The organism is Croceitalea marina (assembly GCF_042684265.1).
GTDB lineage: Bacteria > Bacteroidota > Bacteroidia > Flavobacteriales > Flavobacteriaceae > Croceitalea > Croceitalea marina.
Map to the genome: position 1 here is coordinate 100,783 of NZ_JBHULB010000006.1, position 18,366 is coordinate 119,148.

An 18,366-nucleotide genomic window follows, 5' to 3' on the forward strand; every position below is an offset into this window, starting at 1 on the left:
CTCTTGAAAACCAAATTTTCAAGAGCCGTATATTTATTTTTTGATACCCGGTAATCCCTGAGGCTTTTTTGTTTGCCAAGAAAAAGGTTCTGCCTTTTGCTCTTTAGGCCATACCTCGTCCAACGAATCGGCATTATACACCTTTCCATTTTTAACCACATGAGAAATCGTATTGGTGTTTCTAAGATTGGTTAACGGATTCTCATTAAGAATAACGATATCAGCGAGTTTACCTACCTCTAGGCTTCCTAAATCACCATCTAAGCCGATTGCTTCCGCACCGATTATTGTTGCTACCCGTAGTGCATCATGATTATCCATGCCCCCACTCGCAACGCTCCATAGTTCCCAATGAAAACCAAGTCCCTGTAATTGTCCATGACTACCGATACCTGCAAGTCCGTCAGCTTCAACCAGCTCCTTCATAAATTCAGCATGTTTTTTAAATACATGCTCTTCATCCATAAACCAACCTGGTCTTCTTCTAGATTTTCTAGCTAAATCGCCATAGGGCGTAAAGTATTGTATTTTTTTATCACCCCAAACATCTTCTCGGGAATAGTAATAATTTTCAGCCCAAGGACCGCCGTAAGAAACGAGCAAAGTAGGCGTAACGGCCATTTTAGACTCGGCTACGGTTTTCAACACATCATTATAAATAGGGTAAATGGGGAAAGAATGTTCATGCCCCGGATATCCATCTAACAATTGGGTCATATTCAATTTAAAATCCAATCCACCTTCCGTGGTAGGCATCAATTTTAATTCTTTACAAGCCTCAATGACCCATTGACGCTGTTGTCTATTACCGACCAAATACATTTTAATTGTTTTGGTATCAAAGTAGTTACTGTATTGTTTCAATACATCTTTGGTCTGCTCTAAACTATTTAGCTTGTAAAACCAAAAACCAAGTCCAGGTCCAGTACTATAAATCCGAGGACCATCAAGTTGACCAGACTCGACCATATCCGCATAGGTCAATACATCCGTGGTTCCTGTTTGCGGGTCACGGGTCGTTGTTACACCATAGGCCAAATTTGCGGTATATGACCATACTTGATTTTTATGAATCCCCCAAGCCGGTCTCATGTGCGCATGAACATCGACAAAGCCGGGCGTTATCGTTTTGCCGATCACATCGATTTCTTTGGTTCCATCGGGCACAGAAAAACTTCCGGAAGCTCCAATCGCTTTAATTCGATTGTTTTCGATTAAAATATCTCCGTTCTCGATAACATTCTTGCCTTTCATTGTAATCAAACGAGCTCCTTTAAGTAATAAATTACCTTGAGGAATATCACGCTTAAAAGGAACTTTTATTTGTAACTCATCGGCTTCGAACTTCTTATCTTCTTTTTTCTCTTTATCGTCTTCTTTGTCCGTTTTGGTAGAGTCTGATTTTTTCTCTGTTTTCTTTAGTTCTTTCTCTTTCTTTTTGGCCGCCGTAACGCTATCTGCAAATTGCTTGCCCGCTGCCAGGTCATATCCGAAAAAGCTAGACCCTAAAGACCAGTGAACAGTTTTACTATCTGATGACCAAACAGGAAATTCGCCTCCCATCACGGTTAATTTGATCGCAGGAAAAGCAGCATTTTCTGCTTTGGCCAAAGAAATAGTTGGTGTTTTTCCGTATCTGGGAATAGTTACCTTATAGATATCATTATTAATTTTCGCCAGAACCGATTTACCATCGGGAGATATACGAATTTCTTGTGGTTGTGAAGATTGGTCATTTGGTTCTTCGTTTCCATTTTTACCTGATAGAATATCATGCCCCCCAAATGCATCATGAAAAACATCTTGCGAACCATACGTAACTATCCCTTTCAATTTTAAATGTTCTTTGATATCTGTACCGTCCCATCGCATTGAGATCAAACCTTTACCCCCTTGGTAGAGATAAACCCTATCATCTACCTTGGTAAAATGAGGTCTTACTCTTCCCTTTGTTTTATCAATAACATTAATAGGTCCACCATCCGCATTTATCCAAACCAAATCTTCAGCTGTTCTGCCTGACAATGGACCAACTAAATCTTCAAATACTTGTGCGCTTCCACGATGAAAAGCAATTCTATCAGAGTTGTATGACCATTCAGGGTATGTATATACACCTGGCGTAGTTGTTAATTTGGTGGCTCTTGCTCTTCCATCAACATTAACTTTATAAACGTCTCCCCCACCTTGTTTCCAGGTAGTAAACACTACAAACTTACCATCAGGGGACCATGAAGGGTGGGCCTCAATAAAATCGTTGTTTGTAAGTCTTCTTGGGGTACCATTAGGATACTCCATAACATACAATCTGTTCAAAGCTGTAAATGCCAACTTAGAACCATCTGGGGAAGGTTTGGCATTACGTATTTGAGTCGCAAAAGCTTCGGCTTCATCTGTAATAGGATATTTAAACTGTAACAAAGGCCCCATATCCAGCTTCACATCAACCGAAAAAGGAATTTCGGTGGCAGTGTTATTTTCAATAGAAATCGAATAAATCTTTCCACCATAAGAAGCAACTAAATTCTTACTATCTGGCGTAAAAGACATTGCTGGCAGAACACCTAATGGCGCTATTGATTCTTGCTCATCTCGCTGCACGGGATAAGCCAGCCACTTCTCACTACCCGTTTTTAGGTTACGTATTACCAAGCCGGTCTCCGCTTCAAAACGAGTACCAAAAACCAACCAATTTCCATCTGGTGATAAGGTAGGCGTAAAGGCTGAACCATACTTAGAAGTGATGGTCGCCATGTCGCTATCTTCCATATCATAAGTAGCAATTTGATATTGAGGAAGCTGCGCATTATAATTCCATGAACCGCGACGCTGAGAGAAGTAAAGTAATTTACCATCTGAAGAGAAAGCAGGGTCTATCAACTTTATGTTTTTTGGCTCACTTACCAACTGACTACCAGAGCCTCCATCTTTATGGTAAATATGGGGTTTGATATTTCTTCTTCCTTTGACCCCGACAATATATTCGCCATCGGGAGTCCACTCGGCCGAAAAGAAGTTATGTTTGCTCTCTTTGGTTATCTGTTTGTCTTCTTTTGAAGACAAGTCCATTGTCCAAATATTATCCGAGCCACTCTTATCTGATATAAAGACCAAGGATTTCCCATTTGGACTATATCTTGGATGCACATCATACGCAATGCCTGATGTTATCTGCGTTGCTTTTCCCCCGGCTATCGGAATGGAATAAATATCACCCATTAAATCAAAGACAATGGTTTGTCCATCAGGACTTACATCCAATGAAATCCAAGTACCTTCATCAGTGGTAAACTCAACTGTACGTTCTGGTTCTAAAGGCAGTTCTTTTGTTGCCTTTTTGGTGGAATCTTTTTCTTTTTCTTGAGCTAAAGTGCTTGTAAAATTAAAAAGCACTAAAAGCATCAGCCAGATGCTTAGAATACGATTTTGCATGTTGGTAGTTTGATTAATTAGTTGTCTCGTAAGATAACTAAACTACCTGTAAATAAGAATAGATATTAACTTAGAAATAACAATAAATGCTCACCTATTCTCCTTCAAAAGCTATACTGCACTACATAAAAAATGTTTAGACTCTTTGAGTCATAATTGTTAAGAATATTGTTCATTTACACTATTATTTTTAATGACATTCGCATAAGCTCGGTATTTATGATAATTGGGAAGAATCTCGAAAAACGATTTATTTAATTAAGTGCTTAAAAATATGATGATTTCTATTTTTAAACTGTAAATAAAGATTACCCCTTACCTTCTTAAATTTATTGAAAATAAAACTTGATTTTTGTTAACCAAGTCTCTTTATGTTAACAAATCTTGTTCTTATGCAGCTCTAAGAGTAAGGTACTCACCTTCTCAAAATCTATGGGCTTGACCATATATTTTAAAATATTGTTAAAACTATCTGTCTTTTCCATATCCTCTGGCCTTCCAGACGAAGTCGTTACGATTATTGGAGTATCAGGACAGATTTTTAGTCTTTCCTTTACCTCAAGAAATTCCCACCCATCCATAACCGGCATATTAAGATCTAACAGTATTAGTTCTGGACATTGATTGGCCAATAAATAGTCTATTCCTTCTTGGCCGTTAGTTACTACTAAATTGTTTGTGTAACCCATTTTAGTAAGGTTCGTAGTGGTAATGAAATTGGTTATTTCATCGTCATCAATTATTAATATTTTCAACATAATATCTAAAATTAAAATTGTATCGTAAATTCAGTACCTATATTTATTTTACTCTTTACTTTAATGTTACCACCATTTTTCTTAATTATTGTATAAATAATATAAAGTCCGACCCCTAAGCCATCAACATGTGTATGCATACGTTTAAAGAGACCAAAAATTTTGTTTGTGGCTAAATTCTCATCAAAGCCAATCCCATTATCTTTAAAAAACAAGTGTGTTCTACCTTTTATAACTTTGGTAGATATCTTAATATTCAGTTTTCTGTTAGGATGCCTATACTTTAGCGCATTAGACATTAGGTTGAGCAGAATACTATCTATATGCGAAGGGTTGTACTCTATAAAGGGACATTTAGAAAAATCTTCTTTTATAATTGTTCTACTATTAATAATTTCCTCTGAATGAGTCAATTTTATATTTTCAATTATCTCAGCGAACAAAATCTTTTGATGTTTCTCTCCAAAACTTGATTTAACCGCCATCACGTCATTAATACCCCTTATTTTACTGCACATAACTTCTGCCACTTTTCCAATCCTATCAACCATTGGATAAAGCTCATCAGAAATATCATTGGTACTCAAAACAATTTTTATCAGACTTTTTAGGTTAGAAAGCGGAGCTTTTAAGTCATGAGCAACAACATAAGAAAAATCTTCTAACTCTTGATTCTGTACCTTTAAATGTTCATTTGCATTCTGCAATGATGTTTTCGCGTTTTTTAATTCTCCTATTATGTCTGTCAAAGTAGTTACGTCTAGGGTTGATATTCCCATAAAGTCACCAATTTTAAAGGCTCTAATCATAAATTTATGTTCAATACCATCCTTGGTGAAAAAAGAAACGGAGTCGAAACCTAGCGGTTTTCCTGTTTTAAGGACATTTTTATAAGATTCCAGCCTTTTTGTTCCTTTTAGATATGGGAACATATCCAAAAGACTTTTACCAATAAATTGCTTTCTATTAAGACCTGATACGGTTTCCGCTGCATTGTTTACGTCTACAAAAACTAATTCACTGTTTAAAATGACTAGTGGCGAATAGGCCTTTTCAAAAAAGACGCTTTTTAAATGGTCATTAGATTCACTAATACTTAAATTCATATTTTATCAATTCTAAAAATCAACTACCGAATTACAAATGACAAAACTCTTAAGATTAAATTCTAAAGCTGGTCTCATATGGATAACTGATATAAAAATGTAGTTGAAGAGCGGGTTTCTGTGGTTGAATTAATCTGATTAAAAAAATCCTTTTTATTCATAAAGTACATTGCCAAGAATAAAAAAGCCTTGATATAAAAATATCAAGGCTTTCCTACTTTAAAACTTTTATATTTTACTATTCCTCTTCCGAAATCTCTTTCGCAGATTCATTATCCGCAGTAGCTTCTGAAAAATCTTTTATACCATGGTCATTGAGAATATTATACCATTGGATGATTTTTTTGATATCACTGGCATAAACCCTATCCTCATCATAATTGGGCAATATTTCAAAGAAATATTCCTCCAATTTAATTTTGTCCTCTTTATGACCGATAGAAGTTTTACCACCGTTCTCTTTTTCAAAGATTTTTTGAAAAACCTCTCTTAACGGTACTTCTTCCTCTAAAGTATAAATAGCAATCTCTGAAAGTACACTGACATTATTGCGCAAACTTACCGTGACCCGTTTACCATCTAAAAGTGATTCACCTACAAAGCCTGCTCTTGTTTGGGTAAGTAACTTGTATAGACCTGGTTTGCCTCCTATAGAAAGAATTTTATCTAATGCCATTATTAACAAAATTTATGCGCGCAAAAATATGCTTTTAGTTGAGAATGCAAGTTTTTTTAACGTGCTTTTTTAGGGTTGGGAAAACGCATTTTGTATTCAATATTAATTTTCCCTTTTGATATCTTTTCGAGACGATTCTTTAATAATCTTTTCTTTAAAGAAGAAAGTTTATCCGTAAAAAGAATTCCTTCAATATGGTCATACTCATGCTGAATAACACGAGCCAGAAGCCCATAGTAAGTCTCGGTATACGATTTAAAGTTTTCATCTTGATAGGTAATTTTGACCGTATCCTTTCGATTGACATCTTCCCTAATGTCTGGTATGCTCAGGCATCCTTCGTTAAATGCCCATTCCTCCCCAGTCTCTTCTTCAATTTTAGCATTGATAAAGACTTTTTTAAAACCACTCAATGCTTTTTGCTCTTCTTCGGTTAAGTCTTCATCATCGGAAAAAGGAGTAGTATCTACTAAAAACAACCTAATCGGCAGGCCTATTTGGGGAGCTGCCAATCCAACGCCGTTGGCATTGTACATCGTCTCCCACATATTCGCCAATAACTCTTTTAACTGGGGGTAAGCCTCCGTAATCTCATCTGCTTTTTTTCTTAAAACAGGGTCTCCGTAAGCTATAATTGGTAATATCATAAACTATCTTCTATCTAAATATGCCTGTAAAATTATTGTGGCACTAATCTCATCAACCAAAGCTTTATTTTGTCTTTGCTTCTTTTTAACACCTGAAGCAATCATACTTTGCACTGCCATTTTTGAGGTAAATCTTTCGTCTTGTCGCTCCAACGGTATGTTAGGAAATTGCTTGGTAAATTTATTCAAAAACTTTTGAATAAGTACTTCGGATTCTGAAACAGAACCATCCATTTGTTTGGGTTCACCTACAATAACACATTCTACTTTTTCTTGAAGAAAATATGTCTTTAAAAAATCCATTAACTGCGGTGTTTCAACGGTCGTAAGACCAGAAGCAATGAGTTGTATTTCGTCTGTTACGGCAATTCCCGTGCGAACTTTTCCATAATCCAATGCCAACAAACGTCCCAAATTTGAATTTTTGGCAAAAATAACCCTAAAAATGTTATGCCCTTAAATTTGATTCAAATATTGTTTTGATACGTTTATATTTGCCAAAAAAGGGAACCATGACAGAATTAAGAACCCAAATAGAAAATGCTTGGGATAATAGAGCACTTTTAAAAGAAGCTGAAACTCAAAATGCCATACGCAAAGTTATTTCTTTATTAGATGATGGAGAATTACGTTGCGCTGAACCCACTTCTAACGGATGGCAAATTAATGAGTGGGTCAAAAAAGGGGTGGTTCTTTATTTTCCGATTCAAAAAATGGAAGTGCTTGAAGCCGGTATTTTTGAATATCATGATAAAATTCCATTAAAAAGAGGCTATCAAGAAAAAGGAATTCGGGTAGTACCTCACGCTGTGGCCCGACATGGCGCTTATATTTCTTCTGGCACCATTCTAATGCCCAGTTATGTAAATATTGGAGCTTATGTTGATGAAGGTACTATGGTAGATACATGGGCTACTGTTGGTAGTTGTGCTCAAATAGGAAAGAACGTACACCTTAGTGGCGGGGTCGGTATTGGCGGCGTTTTAGAGCCGTTACAAGCGGCACCGGTTATCATTGAAGATAATGCTTTTATAGGATCACGTTGCATTGTTGTGGAGGGAGTTAAGGTAGAAAAGGAAGCTGTTCTCGGAGCCAATGTTGTACTCACCGCGTCAACTAAAATTATTGATGTTACAGGTAGCGAACCAGTAGAAAGAAAAGGTGTGGTTCCGGCAGGTTCTGTGGTGATACCAGGCAGTTATACCAAAACATTCAATGCTGGAGATTATCAGGTACCTTGCGCACTTATAATCGGTAAACGTAAAGAAAGTACAAACAAAAAAACGTCGTTAAACGATGCGCTTCGCGAATATGATGTAGCTGTGTAGTCCAAGATGAAAAAAATACTTGTCATACAACAGAAAATGATTGGTGATGTATTGGCAAGTACCCTACTTTGCGAACATCTTAAAATTCATTTTCCAGATGCCGATGTTCACTTTTTAATCAATGAACACACTAGAGCCGTGGTTGACGGCCACCCTTCTATTGACAAAATAGTTCTGTTCAAGAAAAAATATAAAAAAGAAAGAAGACAGTTTTATACGTTTCTTAAGGGGATAAAAAAAGAGCAATATGATCTTGTAATTGATGTGTACTGCAAGCTAGAAAGTAATCTTATTAGTTATTTCTCTAGGGCTGCTTTGAAAATCTCTTATGAGAAATGGTATTCTAAATTTATTTACGATCATTTGTTCACCTATTCACAAAACCTCGATACAAAATTGGGTTTAGCTATCGAAAATCGATTATTATTACTTTCTCCTATTATTCCAAAACTTAAAGAACCAGAATTATCACCCAAAATATTCCTTTCTAAAGAAGAACGAAGAGCCGCTGAGGAACTTTTGAGGCAACATAAAATTGATACTTCCAAAAAGGTATTTATGATCGGTATGTTGGGCAGTAGTTCTATTAAGAGCTACCCATTAGACTATTTGGCCAAAGTTATCGATTACATTACCCAAGAATATGAGGCAACTTTGCTTTTAAATTATATTCCTAGTCAAAAAGAGTATGTTAAAGAACTTCTTCAACTTTGCTCTGAAAAATCGAGGCAATCAGTTAAAGAAAACGTTTTTTGCTCTTCTTTAAGAGCGTTTTTAGGGCTATTAAGTATTTGTGATGCCTATATAGGTAACGAGGGAGGCGCAACAAACATGAGCAAAGCCCTTGGCATACCTAATTTCTCTATTTTTTCCCCTTGGATTTCTAAAAAAGCATGGTTAACCTACAATGAAAACCCTGCTAACTATGCCGTGCACTTGGCCGACTATTCAGAAAAAAATATTCTCAGTATGCCAAAAAAAGAGCGAAAGAAGAATTCGTTAGCACTTTATAAACTTTTTAAACCTGAATTTTTTAAGGAAGAGCTACTGCAATTTATCAAAAGAGAAGTCTTCTCTGAGTAACAATACCTGATAGGCATCCATAACAATTTTCCAATTCTTTTCCAGCATATAGCCTATTGCTAATTTGCCCTTACCACCATTTGGCAAATCGCAATCGTCAATTAAAACAATACTATTTTGATGTAAACGACTTTCGATCGCCTTAAATTCTAACAAATGATGTTCTTGGCTTTTCTTCTGTACCTCAACATCGCTGCTGTAGTCATAGCTATCCAAATAAAGTAAATCAACCTTGTCTTTAAAATTTTCTAAAAATATCAAAGAATCTGAATGGTGGATTTTCACAAACTCATTTAAGTTCTGCTTATCAACTTCTTTTTGGGCGTTTTTACAAGAATCTTCACTTATATCCACGGAATGCACGAACGCCTCATTTTCTTTTGCCCATTTACCAAAAACTATGGTTGCGGCGCCATTACTTTTAGCTCCGTGCAGACCCTCCCTTGAGGTTCCTGTTTCGATAATGGTTTTTGCTTTAATGGTTTTCATTAAATCCATCACCTTTAAAAAAGTATTCCTTCTTTTTCTAAAATCATACCTAAAAGGCATAAACGGATATAAAGATTTATGTTTTATAAATTTTCCAAGAAAAAAACCAAAAATTCCTAGGGCAAGAATCCAAATAAACCAATCCATAAAAATATTTTTTCAAATATAAGACAACCCTTTTCGGTTTTTAGACTCTGTATAGTAAAGGTTGGTATTACAAAATAAAATCAAGTTGTAAGAAAAATACTTATTGAGTACAATTTTATCTTCTTTTTTTTGTTATAGTTTTGCAACACCAAACCGCAAGAATACCAAATTATGGCTGAAATGCACACCCCAAAGCAGAAGCTATCGGCATTAATTATAACCTATAATGAGATTGGTTACATTGAAAGATGTATTGAATCAATTTCATTTGCAGATGAAATTATAGTTGTTGACTCTTATAGCACAGATGGAACTTATGAGTTTCTTTCAAAACAGCCTAATGTAAAGGTCATTCAAAATCCTTTTGCAAACTTTACAGCGCAAAAGTCTTATGCCCTAGAACAAGCAGCAAACGATTGGGTACTTTTTGTTGATGCCGATGAAGTGGTAACTCCTAATTTAGAAACAGAGATTGTTTCTACCATAAACGATCCCAAAGCTTGCGAGGCATATTGGTTCTACCGAACATTTATGTTTCAAAACCAAAGACTGAATTTCAGTGGTTGGCAAACCGATAAAAATCATCGTCTTTTTAAGAAAAGTAAGGTAAAGTTCACCGATGCCAAACTCGTTCACGAAACATTAGAAGTGGATGGCAATTCTTGCATTTTAAAAGAAAAACTAACACATTACTGTTACAAAGATTTTGAGGACTATAAATCTAAAATGCTTCATTACGGAAGGTTAAAAGCCAAGGAAGCATTCTATAAAGAAAAGAGATTTAACTATTTTCTTCTAGTATTTAAGCCCCTTTGGAAATTTCTTTACCAATTCGTCTTACGTTTAGGTTTTCTAGATGGTAAAAAGGGAATAACTGTTTGTTATTTGAACGCCTTAAGTACTTTAGAGCGTTACCGTGAGTTAAAACGATTGGAAAAAAAGAATGAGTTGGCTTATTACTTGGTTATGCCATAGTGGGTCCAAACGTGTTTTTCTGTTTTCGTTTCTTTTCTAATTTTTCTGTTCTTTGCAATAGATTCAGGTGTTTTGTAGCCCCTTTTATGGTCTAAGTGAACGCAAACCGCACTATATCTCAACTGTTTTGATTTAAGTCCGAAATTAAAAAGCCTTTCACCTAGTTCCCTATCCTGTCCGCCATATTGCATTCTTTCATCAAAACCGTTCACGTTCAAAATATCCTTTTTCCAACCAGAAGAATTATGTCCGTTCCAACTCGCATTTGTGGGGGTAACCGTATTTAAAAGTTTTGATAAAATTCCTTTAGCTATAAGCTTATTGTTTTTAAAGGTTTTAGGAATACCTTTTTCTTTCAACCAATTAATTTGAAAGCACTTTTGCTGTTCGATATCCTCTAGAGTAATCATCTTAGAAATATTCATGGGCAGCATGTAATAGCCTCCAGAAATAAAATACCCCTTTTGTTTATTAATGTAATGCACATGCACAAAGTCTTCACGAGGAATACAATCGCCATCTGTCATAATAATGTATTCGGCGTTACATGCCGCTACAGACTTATTTAAAATACGTGACTTTTGAAAACCATCATCTTCTTGCCATACATGAACGATGTTATAGAAGACCTTTTTTTCTATTTCTTCTAATAGCTCTTTTGTTTTTGGACCTGAACCGTCATCGGCAATAACAACTTCAAAGTTTTTGAATGTTTGGCAATTAAAACCCCAAAGTACTTTCTCAAGCCATTCTTCAGCATTATAGGTACTTATTATTACAGATATTTTTGGTGCTTCCATTTCGACAAAAATATAAAAGTCTAGCTGTATCTTTGACTTTTATGATAAAATTACAATGAAAGAAAAAGTTGGGCTTGTAGAACTTACTACCTACCATGAAGAATGTCTGCACTCACAGGCACTTTTTCTTAAAGATGCAGGCTATGACGTCCATCTATTTATACATCCTAAATTAGTGAATCAGATAGCTGACTATAAAGCTCTTTTCACTGAAATAATTACTATTGAGGCTACATCAAAAACCTTTTTCTTAAAGAGAGTTCTACGCTTTTTAAAATTGCATAAAATAATCCGTCAAAATAAATTTCTGTTCCTAATTTTCAACACTGCAAGCTCTAAAAAAGAAGTAATCGGTCTAACATTCTTACTAAAAAACAAAGTGAAATGTGTCGGCGTAATTCATAATCTAAAGAAAGTCAATTCAAGTCTCTCTCAAAAGTTGATCAACAGGTATATTAAAAAATACTTTGTAATTAACGATTATCTACTGAAATCGACCGAAATTGATGACAAAACTTTGTCTTTTGAAAGTTTTTATCCCATTTTTTTTCCTAACTATAAAACTGCTGACCTTATAAAACCTCAAAATGAATTATGGATAACCATACCAGGTGGACTGGATTTTAATAGAAGGGATTACATAACAATAGCCAAGGGCATATCTAAAAATACAAATATCAAAATTCACATTCTTGGAAAAATAGATAGACAAAACGAAGACACAATTGCATTTTTACAATATTTAGAGTTAAATAATATTGATGCTAAATTTCATTTTTTTGACGAATTTATTCCCAATAATCTCTTTCATTCCTATTTGAAAAAATCAGATTATATATTGGCCCCAGTTTTAATCAAAAATGAGAGTTATACCAAGTATAAAATTACTGGAGCATATAATCTAGCTTTCGCATATAAAACACCACTCATCTGCCCTAAACCGCTAGAAGTAATCCCAGATTTAAAAAACCATTCTTTCTTCTATGAAGATGCAGATTCCCTATCTAGACTAATTGATAGATTAAGTAATGAAAATGAATCGAAAAAGGTTTTCTATCAGGGTTCAAAATGGAGCTTTAAAAATCAACAGAATAGGTACATAAAATTCCTCAAATCGAAGTAATGAAGGAAATTGGGTTTTCACTAGAGTTAAACAATTGCCTCAAAGCCTTAAAAAATGGTGAAATTATACTCTACCCTACCGATACAGTTTGGGCTATTGGCTGTGATGCAACCAATAATGAAGCGGTTAAAAAAATAGATGCATTAAAAAAAAGAGCGCTCAATGATACATTAATTTGTCTAGTTTCAAGTCAGGCTATGCTAGAAAGGTATGTAGAATCCGTACCAGATGTAGCTTATGATATAATGGACTTAGCGACCAAACCCACTACCATAATTTTTGATAAACCAAAAGATCTTGCAGAAAGCCTAGTAGCATCGGACAATACTATTGCAATTCGCGTGGCCTCCGACAAATTTTGTCGATACGTAATCAATAAGTTTGCAAAACCTATTGTTTCTACCTCGGCAAATGTTTCCGGTTTTCCAACTCCCAAAAATTTTAAAGCTATTTCCAATGAAATTTTAACAGGAGTAGACTATGTGGTAAATTTGCACCAAGAAAAAGAAAATTCTTCTCCCTCATCCATTATTAAACTAAGTAATAATGGTATTGTGAAAGTAATTCGAGAATAATTCAGTCAGCAGAATGAGCCATAAAGAGGCCTTACAACATCCTATTATTGAAGTTATTGGTAAAAGTGCCAATGAGCTCGATGTGGAAGCCTATGTCATCGGTGGCTTTGTAAGGGACTATTTTCTAAAAAGAGGTGATGCTAAAGATATCGATGTTGTAGCTGTTGGAAGCGGAATAGCACTTGCACAAAAAGTAGCTTCTAAATTAGATGGAAAACCCGAAGTGACCGTTTTCAAAAATTTCGGAACCGCAATGCTAAAACATCAAGGTTTGGAATTGGAATTTGTAGGAGCCAGAAAAGAAAGCTATACAAGGGATAGTCGCAACCCAATTGTTGAAGATGGCTCTTTAGAAGATGATCAAAATAGAAGAGACTTTACCATCAACGCAATGGCATTGGGGCTCAATAAAAATAGTTATGGAGTCTTATTAGACCCTTTCAATGGCATTGAAGACCTTAAAAATCAACTGATTCGCACTCCGCTACATCCAGACATCACCTACTCTGATGATCCTCTTAGAATGATGCGCGCGATACGTTTTGCAACGCAATTAGATTTCACCATTGAACGAGAATCACTTGAGGCCATTACCAAAAACAAAAAGCGGATTAAGATAGTCTCAAAAGAACGTATAGTTGAAGAGTTACATAAAATACTATTGACTTCTAAACCATCTAAAGGCTTTGCGTTACTTAACAAAACAGGATTATTAGAGTTTATCTTACCAGAATTAACGGCGCTACAAGGTATTGAAGAAATTGAAGGACAACGCCATAAAGATAATTTTTGGCACACTCTGGAAGTTGTAGACAATATTACAGAAACTACGGATGATTTATGGTTAAGATGGGCTGCTTTACTACATGATATCGGAAAAGCCCCTACAAAGAAGTTTCACAAAAAAATTGGGTGGACTTTTCACGCCCATGAGTTTGTCGGCTCAAAAATGGTCTATAAATTATTCAAACGTCTGCGGATGCCTTTGAACGACAAAATGAAGTTCGTTCAAAAAATGGTGCTAATGAGTTCGCGCCCTGTCATACTCTCTGAAGAACATGTAACCGATTCTGCCGTTAGAAGATTGGTTTTTGATGCAGGCGATTATGTTGATGATTTAATGACACTCTGTGAGGCCGACATCACTACTAAAAACCCAAAAAAGCAGAAAAAGTATAAAAACAACTTCAAAATAGTTCGAGAAAAAATTATTGAAGTAGAGGAACGTGATAAAGTTAGAAACTTTCAGCCTCCTGTCACCGGAGAAGAAATTATGCAAGTATTCAATCTAAAGCCTTCAAGAGAAATTGGAATAATAAAAGATGCCATAAAAGAAGCCATTTTAGAAGGCGATATACCCAATGAACATCAAGCCGCATACGATTTTATGCTAGAAAAAGGAAAAGAACTAGGTCTAACAGCAGTTGTTATATGAACAGAAACTTCAGAAAACTCGCTAAAACTGCTTTGATATTAGTCTATTTGGTTATCATTGCCGGAGCTGTCGTACGAATGACAGGTAGTGGTATGGGCTGCCCAGATTGGCCTAAATGTTTTGGATATTACATTCCTCCCACCAATGTGAAAACATTAGAATGGCAACCTCAGCGCGAATTTGAAAAAGGACAGGTCATCATTGTAAATGAATCTTTAAAGGTGGCAAAGACAAATTTTGTCACCGGGCCGATATTTTCTGAAACCAATTGGGAAGCATATATAAAGCATGATTATGCTACATTTAATGTCTGGCACACTTGGATAGAGTATATCAATCGTCTTTTTGGTGCCTTAGCCGGTTTGGCCACCTTAATTTTAGCTATCTACTCCTTTAAATTCTGGAAGAAAAAGAAAAGAATCACTTTACTTTCTTGGCTGATAGTTTTTGGAATGGTGTTTCAGGCCTGGTTGGGTGCGACAGTCGTGTATTCTGTATTGGAGCCCGTTAAAATAACCGTTCATATGGTAATGGCGCTTCTGATCGTAGCTTTTATTTTATATGTCATATTTGAGGTAAACGAACAGAATATACTCCATAAACATAAGAGACCGCTGACCACAATATTTATACTATCGCTTATCTTGACTTTAATACAAATAATCTTAGGAACTCAAGTGCGGCAATTCGTAGATGAGCAAATAGATGTGGTCGGAGAAAATGCAAAAGACTTGTGGCTATTAAAGCCAACAGCTCAATTCTATATTCATCGATCGTTTTCAATTTTGGTAGTGCTTCTTAATTGTTATTTATTTTACACGATCAAAAAAAATAGTTTGGGCTTTGAAAAAATGAATTGGGTAATTGGCTTAATCATTCTCGAAGTGTTTACTGGCATTTTAATGTACTATGTAGACTTTCCATTCGGCAGCCAGCCTTTACATTTGGTTTTTGCCAGTATTTTATTTGGCACACAATTCTATTTGGTTTTAGAAGCCTTAAAAGCTTCTAAAAGTCACAAAACTTTGTACCTTTAGCCCCATTAATTTTTTTATCGATGATTTATAAAATCAGGGTGATACTTGATACTGAAGAGGATATTTTTAGGGATTTAGAACTTGAAAACTCCAATACCCTAGAAGATTTTCATAATGCCATTACTCAAGCTTTTGGTTTTATGGGCAATGAAATGGCCTCTTTTTATACTTGCGATGAAGAATGGGTTCAAGACGAAGAAATTGCACTTTTTGATATGAGCGAGTCTGGTTCGGATGTTCGTTTAATGAATGAAACCTTATTGTCTGATGTTCTAACGGAAAACGAACCTAAACTCATCTATGTTTACGATTTTTTGAGTATGTGGACGTTTTTTGTGGAACTGGCCGATATTGTTGAAAAGGAAGATGGCAGAGTTTATCCAAATGTACTTTTTAGTTTTGGTGAATTGCCTGATTCTCCCCCAGAAAAAAGCTTTGAGTCGAAACCCACAATGGATTTTGATGATAATTTTGAGAGCTATGACGATTTAGATTTTGATGAAAATTGGAACTAGTCTTGATTGCCTACAAACTCATATTGAAATAAAATATTCCTAATTTCTTAATTAACCATAGATAAATGCTAAACCTTTATCCTGCCCAAATTGAAAGTGTTTCTTTGCACAGAGTCGGTAATAAAAATAAAAACGAAGCTATTTTTTTATCCGCAGAACCCCATACATTGAACGATGAAATGGCCGGCTTGCTTAAGGAGTATTTTTTTAGGCCTTTTAGAGAAAAGGAAGAAAACTATTTTAAGTTTTCAAATGAAGTAGATGTAGAATTCAATGAGGTGTACAAAGCCGTTGTTGAAATTTTTGAAGACCCTTCAAAAGCACATGCAACATCAAAGAAAATAACTACACATTTATACGAACAGTCCAACCACCCCCATATCAAAAGCGGCGAGGTATATATCGTTTTCTTTTCCGATATGGTCATTGATAACAAAAAAACTGAAGCAGTTGGTATTTTTAAAAGTGAATTAAAGCACGACTTTCTTCAGTTTGAAGAAAGAAATCAAAATTTGGATATTTTAATCCGTCAGGGAATAAACACGAATAAATTAGATAAAGGATGCCTGGTCTTTAATCAAGATAAAGAAGAGGGGTATAAAGTACTTTCGGTCGATAGCAACAGGTATGATGCCAAATACTGGCTTGAAAATTTCTTGGGTCTAGAACCCCTTACCGATGAGAATTTTTACACCAAAAACTATTTAAAATTCTGTCAAAACTTTGCAAAAGACGTAGTCTTGCCCGCCGAAGATAAGCAGCAAGAAGTACTATTCATGAATAGAGCCGTTAACCACTTTGCCAAAAACGATGCTTTTGAAGAAAGTAGCTTTTTGAACGAGGTAATGGAAAACCCCGAATTGATACCAGAATTCAAACATTACAAAGTTGAAAAGGGCCCTAAATACAGTATTGAAGATGTATCAAACTTTGATATCGCCAATAAGGCAGTTTCTGATGCCCGTAAAAAAATTAAAAACGTTATTAATCTTGATACCAATATTCAGATTAAGATGGATTTTATCAACCCTGAGTCTGCAGAAAAATTTGTTGAAAAAGGTTGGGACGAAGAACGGCAAATGTATTATTACTTGGTATACTTCAACAAAGAGCAGAAAAGCTAAAACTTTTTATCGATTATCTGCTTCATACTAACGTCTTCATAGTTTCTTTTAACAAAATCTAAGGCCGTATCTAAAACTTCACCCATTGTTTTGCACTTTTTAAACTCTACATCCATGGTGAATTCATGAATTTCCTTTTTTAAGCGTTCAATATTCTCTGGCAGCGAAATTCTATCCGCTCTTGCTGCACTCACTAATTGTTTTATTCTTTTTCCCGAACTGATGATTCTTTTGGCAACAATAGAACGTTCTTCTATTTTATATTGATCAACAGAATATTCTTGAAGTTTTTCTGAAACCAATTCTACCATTTTATAGTTTTCTTTAAAAAACTGGGGCAGGTAAACCCTTAATTTACCTTCAAAACATTGTTGGTCAAAATCAATTGCCCTGATTCTATAGACAACATGGTCAAAGTCATGAACCGGTACAATTACATAATTGTATGAACGCATATCGCCCAATAAACGAATCATACAGCGTTCATTGAACTTGACAAATTCTTTGGCTAGTTGCGCTTTTTCTGATGCCGTGCATTTTGGGAGCACATTTTTAATAAATACATCACCGGGAATACCCGCAATATGCTCTTCAATTAACGTGTCTTTATAGACCAGAAAATTTAAATTGTATGGTGAAAGCATGTGCTCCAATTCTAAACCATATATTCTTGAAGCATCGGTTTTCTTTACATAAAAATGAGTGTAATTATCATTTAAAATATTTCTAACCTTAATTCTAAAAGGTTTTGAGTTGCCAAAAGTGCAGTAATCAATGGCATCGATATTCAGATATTCCAATATGCGCTCACTACCGTCAGAATGCAGTATGGAATATACTTTCTTAAGGCTTAAATCAATTTCTTCCCTGTCAAAATCAGAGTAAAATACCCTTACCCAGAGTGTATCATTATCTTCATTGTCATATACCGCAACAGAACCTGCAAAACGAAGCAGGTCATCATAAAAAATAGGAATTTCAATATTTCGATTGTAACGACCTAAATACGTATCAAGTTTTTTCTTAACTGGATAAGCTGGTTTTTTTTTGGACATTAATTTTTCTTCCATCAGTTTGCACTTTTCACCATTGTTAAAACCCTAACGCAATGATTTT

Annotated in this window: 18 protein-coding genes; 9 read left to right on the forward strand and 9 right to left on the reverse strand. The window is 35.2% G+C overall.

All coding sequences use genetic code 11. The features are described 5' to 3' along the window. Positions 1–33 precede the first annotated feature (33 nt). The 6 genes from ACFSQJ_RS02570 to ruvX all read right to left on the reverse strand — a co-directional run bounded on the left by ACFSQJ_RS02570 (position 34) and on the right by ruvX (position 7,033). On the reverse strand, positions 34–3,432 hold the full coding sequence (locus ACFSQJ_RS02570) for an amidohydrolase family protein (RefSeq protein ID WP_377765291.1): 3,399 nt from the start codon (positions 3,430–3,432) through the stop codon (positions 34–36). A gap of 374 nt (positions 3,433–3,806) precedes the next feature. Further along, the gene (locus ACFSQJ_RS02575; RefSeq protein ID WP_377765292.1) at positions 3,807–4,190 is read right to left on the reverse strand and encodes a response regulator; all 384 of its coding nucleotides are present in this window, start codon (positions 4,188–4,190) and stop codon (positions 3,807–3,809) included. Between the two features lie 11 nt (positions 4,191–4,201). Beyond that, positions 4,202–5,296, reverse strand: coding sequence for an ATP-binding protein (locus tag ACFSQJ_RS02580; protein ID WP_377765293.1), 1,095 nt, complete (start codon positions 5,294–5,296; stop codon positions 4,202–4,204). Positions 5,297–5,534: 238 nt separating this feature from the next. Then, on the reverse strand, positions 5,535–5,972 hold the full coding sequence (locus ACFSQJ_RS02585) for a DUF5606 family protein (RefSeq protein ID WP_377765294.1): 438 nt from the start codon (positions 5,970–5,972) through the stop codon (positions 5,535–5,537). Between the two features lie 56 nt (positions 5,973–6,028). Then, positions 6,029–6,619 carry a peptide deformylase gene (gene def, locus ACFSQJ_RS02590; RefSeq protein WP_377765296.1) on the reverse strand — a complete coding sequence of 197 codons (591 nt, stop codon included), beginning with the start codon at positions 6,617–6,619 and terminating at the stop codon, positions 6,029–6,031. Between the two features lie 3 nt (positions 6,620–6,622). Then, positions 6,623–7,033, reverse strand: coding sequence for a Holliday junction resolvase RuvX (gene ruvX, locus ACFSQJ_RS02595; protein WP_377765298.1), 411 nt, complete (start codon positions 7,031–7,033; stop codon positions 6,623–6,625). A 98-nt stretch (positions 7,034–7,131) separates the two neighbouring features. Here ruvX and ACFSQJ_RS02600 point away from each other — a divergent pair, with 98 nt between their 5' ends. Beyond that, entirely contained in the window at positions 7,132–7,947 is an 816-nt protein-coding gene (locus tag ACFSQJ_RS02600; protein ID WP_377765299.1) for a 2,3,4,5-tetrahydropyridine-2,6-dicarboxylate N-succinyltransferase, read from the forward strand. Between the two features lie 6 nt (positions 7,948–7,953). Next, positions 7,954–9,030, forward strand: coding sequence for a glycosyltransferase family 9 protein (locus ACFSQJ_RS02605; RefSeq protein ID WP_377765301.1), 1,077 nt, complete (start codon positions 7,954–7,956; stop codon positions 9,028–9,030). Here the strand turns inward: ACFSQJ_RS02605 and ACFSQJ_RS02610 are convergent. Further along, positions 8,992–9,666, reverse strand: coding sequence for a class I SAM-dependent methyltransferase (locus ACFSQJ_RS02610; protein ID WP_377765302.1), 675 nt, complete (start codon positions 9,664–9,666; stop codon positions 8,992–8,994). The two genes, ACFSQJ_RS02605 and ACFSQJ_RS02610, sit on opposite strands and share 39 nt — an antisense overlap. A 171-nt stretch (positions 9,667–9,837) precedes the next feature. On the opposite strand from ACFSQJ_RS02610, the gene ACFSQJ_RS02615 reads away from it, so the two are divergent. Further along, positions 9,838–10,641, forward strand: coding sequence for a glycosyltransferase family 2 protein (locus ACFSQJ_RS02615; RefSeq protein ID WP_377765304.1), 804 nt, complete (start codon positions 9,838–9,840; stop codon positions 10,639–10,641). On the opposite strand, the gene ACFSQJ_RS02620 is transcribed toward ACFSQJ_RS02615, so the two are convergent. Beyond that, positions 10,623–11,441 carry a glycosyltransferase family 2 protein gene (locus ACFSQJ_RS02620; RefSeq protein ID WP_377765306.1) on the reverse strand — a complete coding sequence of 273 codons (819 nt, stop codon included), beginning with the start codon at positions 11,439–11,441 and terminating at the stop codon, positions 10,623–10,625. The genes ACFSQJ_RS02615 and ACFSQJ_RS02620 overlap by 19 nt on opposite strands. 55 nt (positions 11,442–11,496) lie before the next feature. Between ACFSQJ_RS02620 and ACFSQJ_RS02625 the strand changes: the two genes are divergently transcribed. The 6 genes from ACFSQJ_RS02625 (at position 11,497) to ACFSQJ_RS02650 (ending at position 17,250) form a co-directional block, all read left to right on the forward strand. Then, a complete protein-coding gene (locus ACFSQJ_RS02625; RefSeq protein WP_377765308.1) occupies positions 11,497–12,564 on the forward strand; it encodes a hypothetical protein in 1,068 nt (355 codons plus the stop codon). Further along, entirely contained in the window at positions 12,564–13,139 is a 576-nt protein-coding gene (locus tag ACFSQJ_RS02630) for an L-threonylcarbamoyladenylate synthase (protein ID WP_377765310.1), read from the forward strand. Before ACFSQJ_RS02625 ends, ACFSQJ_RS02630 begins: the two co-directional genes overlap by 1 nt. A 13-nt stretch (positions 13,140–13,152) precedes the next feature. Continuing rightward, positions 13,153–14,574, forward strand: a complete 1,422-nt coding sequence (locus tag ACFSQJ_RS02635; RefSeq protein ID WP_377765312.1) for a CCA tRNA nucleotidyltransferase — start codon at positions 13,153–13,155, stop codon at positions 14,572–14,574. Then, positions 14,571–15,611: a COX15/CtaA family protein gene (locus ACFSQJ_RS02640; RefSeq protein ID WP_377765313.1), complete on the forward strand. Its 1,041-nt coding sequence runs from the start codon at positions 14,571–14,573 to the stop codon at positions 15,609–15,611. Before ACFSQJ_RS02635 ends, ACFSQJ_RS02640 begins: the two co-directional genes overlap by 4 nt. 20 nt (positions 15,612–15,631) lie before the next feature. After that, positions 15,632–16,126, forward strand: coding sequence for an IS1096 element passenger TnpR family protein (locus tag ACFSQJ_RS02645; protein WP_377765314.1), 495 nt, complete (start codon positions 15,632–15,634; stop codon positions 16,124–16,126). A gap of 65 nt (positions 16,127–16,191) precedes the next feature. Further along, positions 16,192–17,250: a nucleoid-associated protein gene (locus tag ACFSQJ_RS02650; protein WP_377765316.1), complete on the forward strand. Its 1,059-nt coding sequence runs from the start codon at positions 16,192–16,194 to the stop codon at positions 17,248–17,250. Here ACFSQJ_RS02650 and ACFSQJ_RS02655 read toward each other — a convergent pair. Continuing rightward, entirely contained in the window at positions 17,247–18,323 is a 1,077-nt protein-coding gene (locus tag ACFSQJ_RS02655; protein WP_377765792.1) for a hypothetical protein, read from the reverse strand. The genes ACFSQJ_RS02650 and ACFSQJ_RS02655 overlap by 4 nt on opposite strands. Between the last annotated feature and the right edge of the window lie 43 nt (positions 18,324–18,366).

Bases quoted from the DNA above. Each gene is read 5' to 3' on its own strand.
- ACFSQJ_RS02570 (WP_377765291.1), bottom strand. From the start codon at position 3,432: ATGCAAAATCGTATTCTAAGCATCTGGCTGATGCTTTTAGTGCTTTTT.
- ACFSQJ_RS02575 (WP_377765292.1), bottom strand. From the start codon at position 4,190: ATGTTGAAAATATTAATAATTGATGACGATGAAATAACCAATTTCATT.
- ACFSQJ_RS02580 (WP_377765293.1), bottom strand. From the start codon at position 5,296: ATGAATTTAAGTATTAGTGAATCTAATGACCATTTAAAAAGCGTCTTT.
- ACFSQJ_RS02585 (WP_377765294.1), bottom strand. From the start codon at position 5,972: ATGGCATTAGATAAAATTCTTTCTATAGGAGGCAAACCAGGTCTATAC.
- def (WP_377765296.1), bottom strand. From the start codon at position 6,619: ATGATATTACCAATTATAGCTTACGGAGACCCTGTTTTAAGAAAAAAA.
- ACFSQJ_RS02600 (WP_377765299.1), top strand. From the start codon at position 7,132: ATGACAGAATTAAGAACCCAAATAGAAAATGCTTGGGATAATAGAGCA.
- ACFSQJ_RS02605 (WP_377765301.1), top strand. From the start codon at position 7,954: ATGAAAAAAATACTTGTCATACAACAGAAAATGATTGGTGATGTATTG.
- ACFSQJ_RS02610 (WP_377765302.1), bottom strand. From the start codon at position 9,666: ATGGATTGGTTTATTTGGATTCTTGCCCTAGGAATTTTTGGTTTTTTT.
- ACFSQJ_RS02615 (WP_377765304.1), top strand. From the start codon at position 9,838: ATGGCTGAAATGCACACCCCAAAGCAGAAGCTATCGGCATTAATTATA.
- ACFSQJ_RS02620 (WP_377765306.1), bottom strand. From the start codon at position 11,441: ATGGAAGCACCAAAAATATCTGTAATAATAAGTACCTATAATGCTGAA.
- ACFSQJ_RS02625 (WP_377765308.1), top strand. From the start codon at position 11,497: ATGAAAGAAAAAGTTGGGCTTGTAGAACTTACTACCTACCATGAAGAA.
- ACFSQJ_RS02630 (WP_377765310.1), top strand. From the start codon at position 12,564: ATGAAGGAAATTGGGTTTTCACTAGAGTTAAACAATTGCCTCAAAGCC.
- ACFSQJ_RS02635 (WP_377765312.1), top strand. From the start codon at position 13,153: ATGAGCCATAAAGAGGCCTTACAACATCCTATTATTGAAGTTATTGGT.
- ACFSQJ_RS02640 (WP_377765313.1), top strand. From the start codon at position 14,571: ATGAACAGAAACTTCAGAAAACTCGCTAAAACTGCTTTGATATTAGTC.
- ACFSQJ_RS02645 (WP_377765314.1), top strand. From the start codon at position 15,632: ATGATTTATAAAATCAGGGTGATACTTGATACTGAAGAGGATATTTTT.
- ACFSQJ_RS02650 (WP_377765316.1), top strand. From the start codon at position 16,192: ATGCTAAACCTTTATCCTGCCCAAATTGAAAGTGTTTCTTTGCACAGA.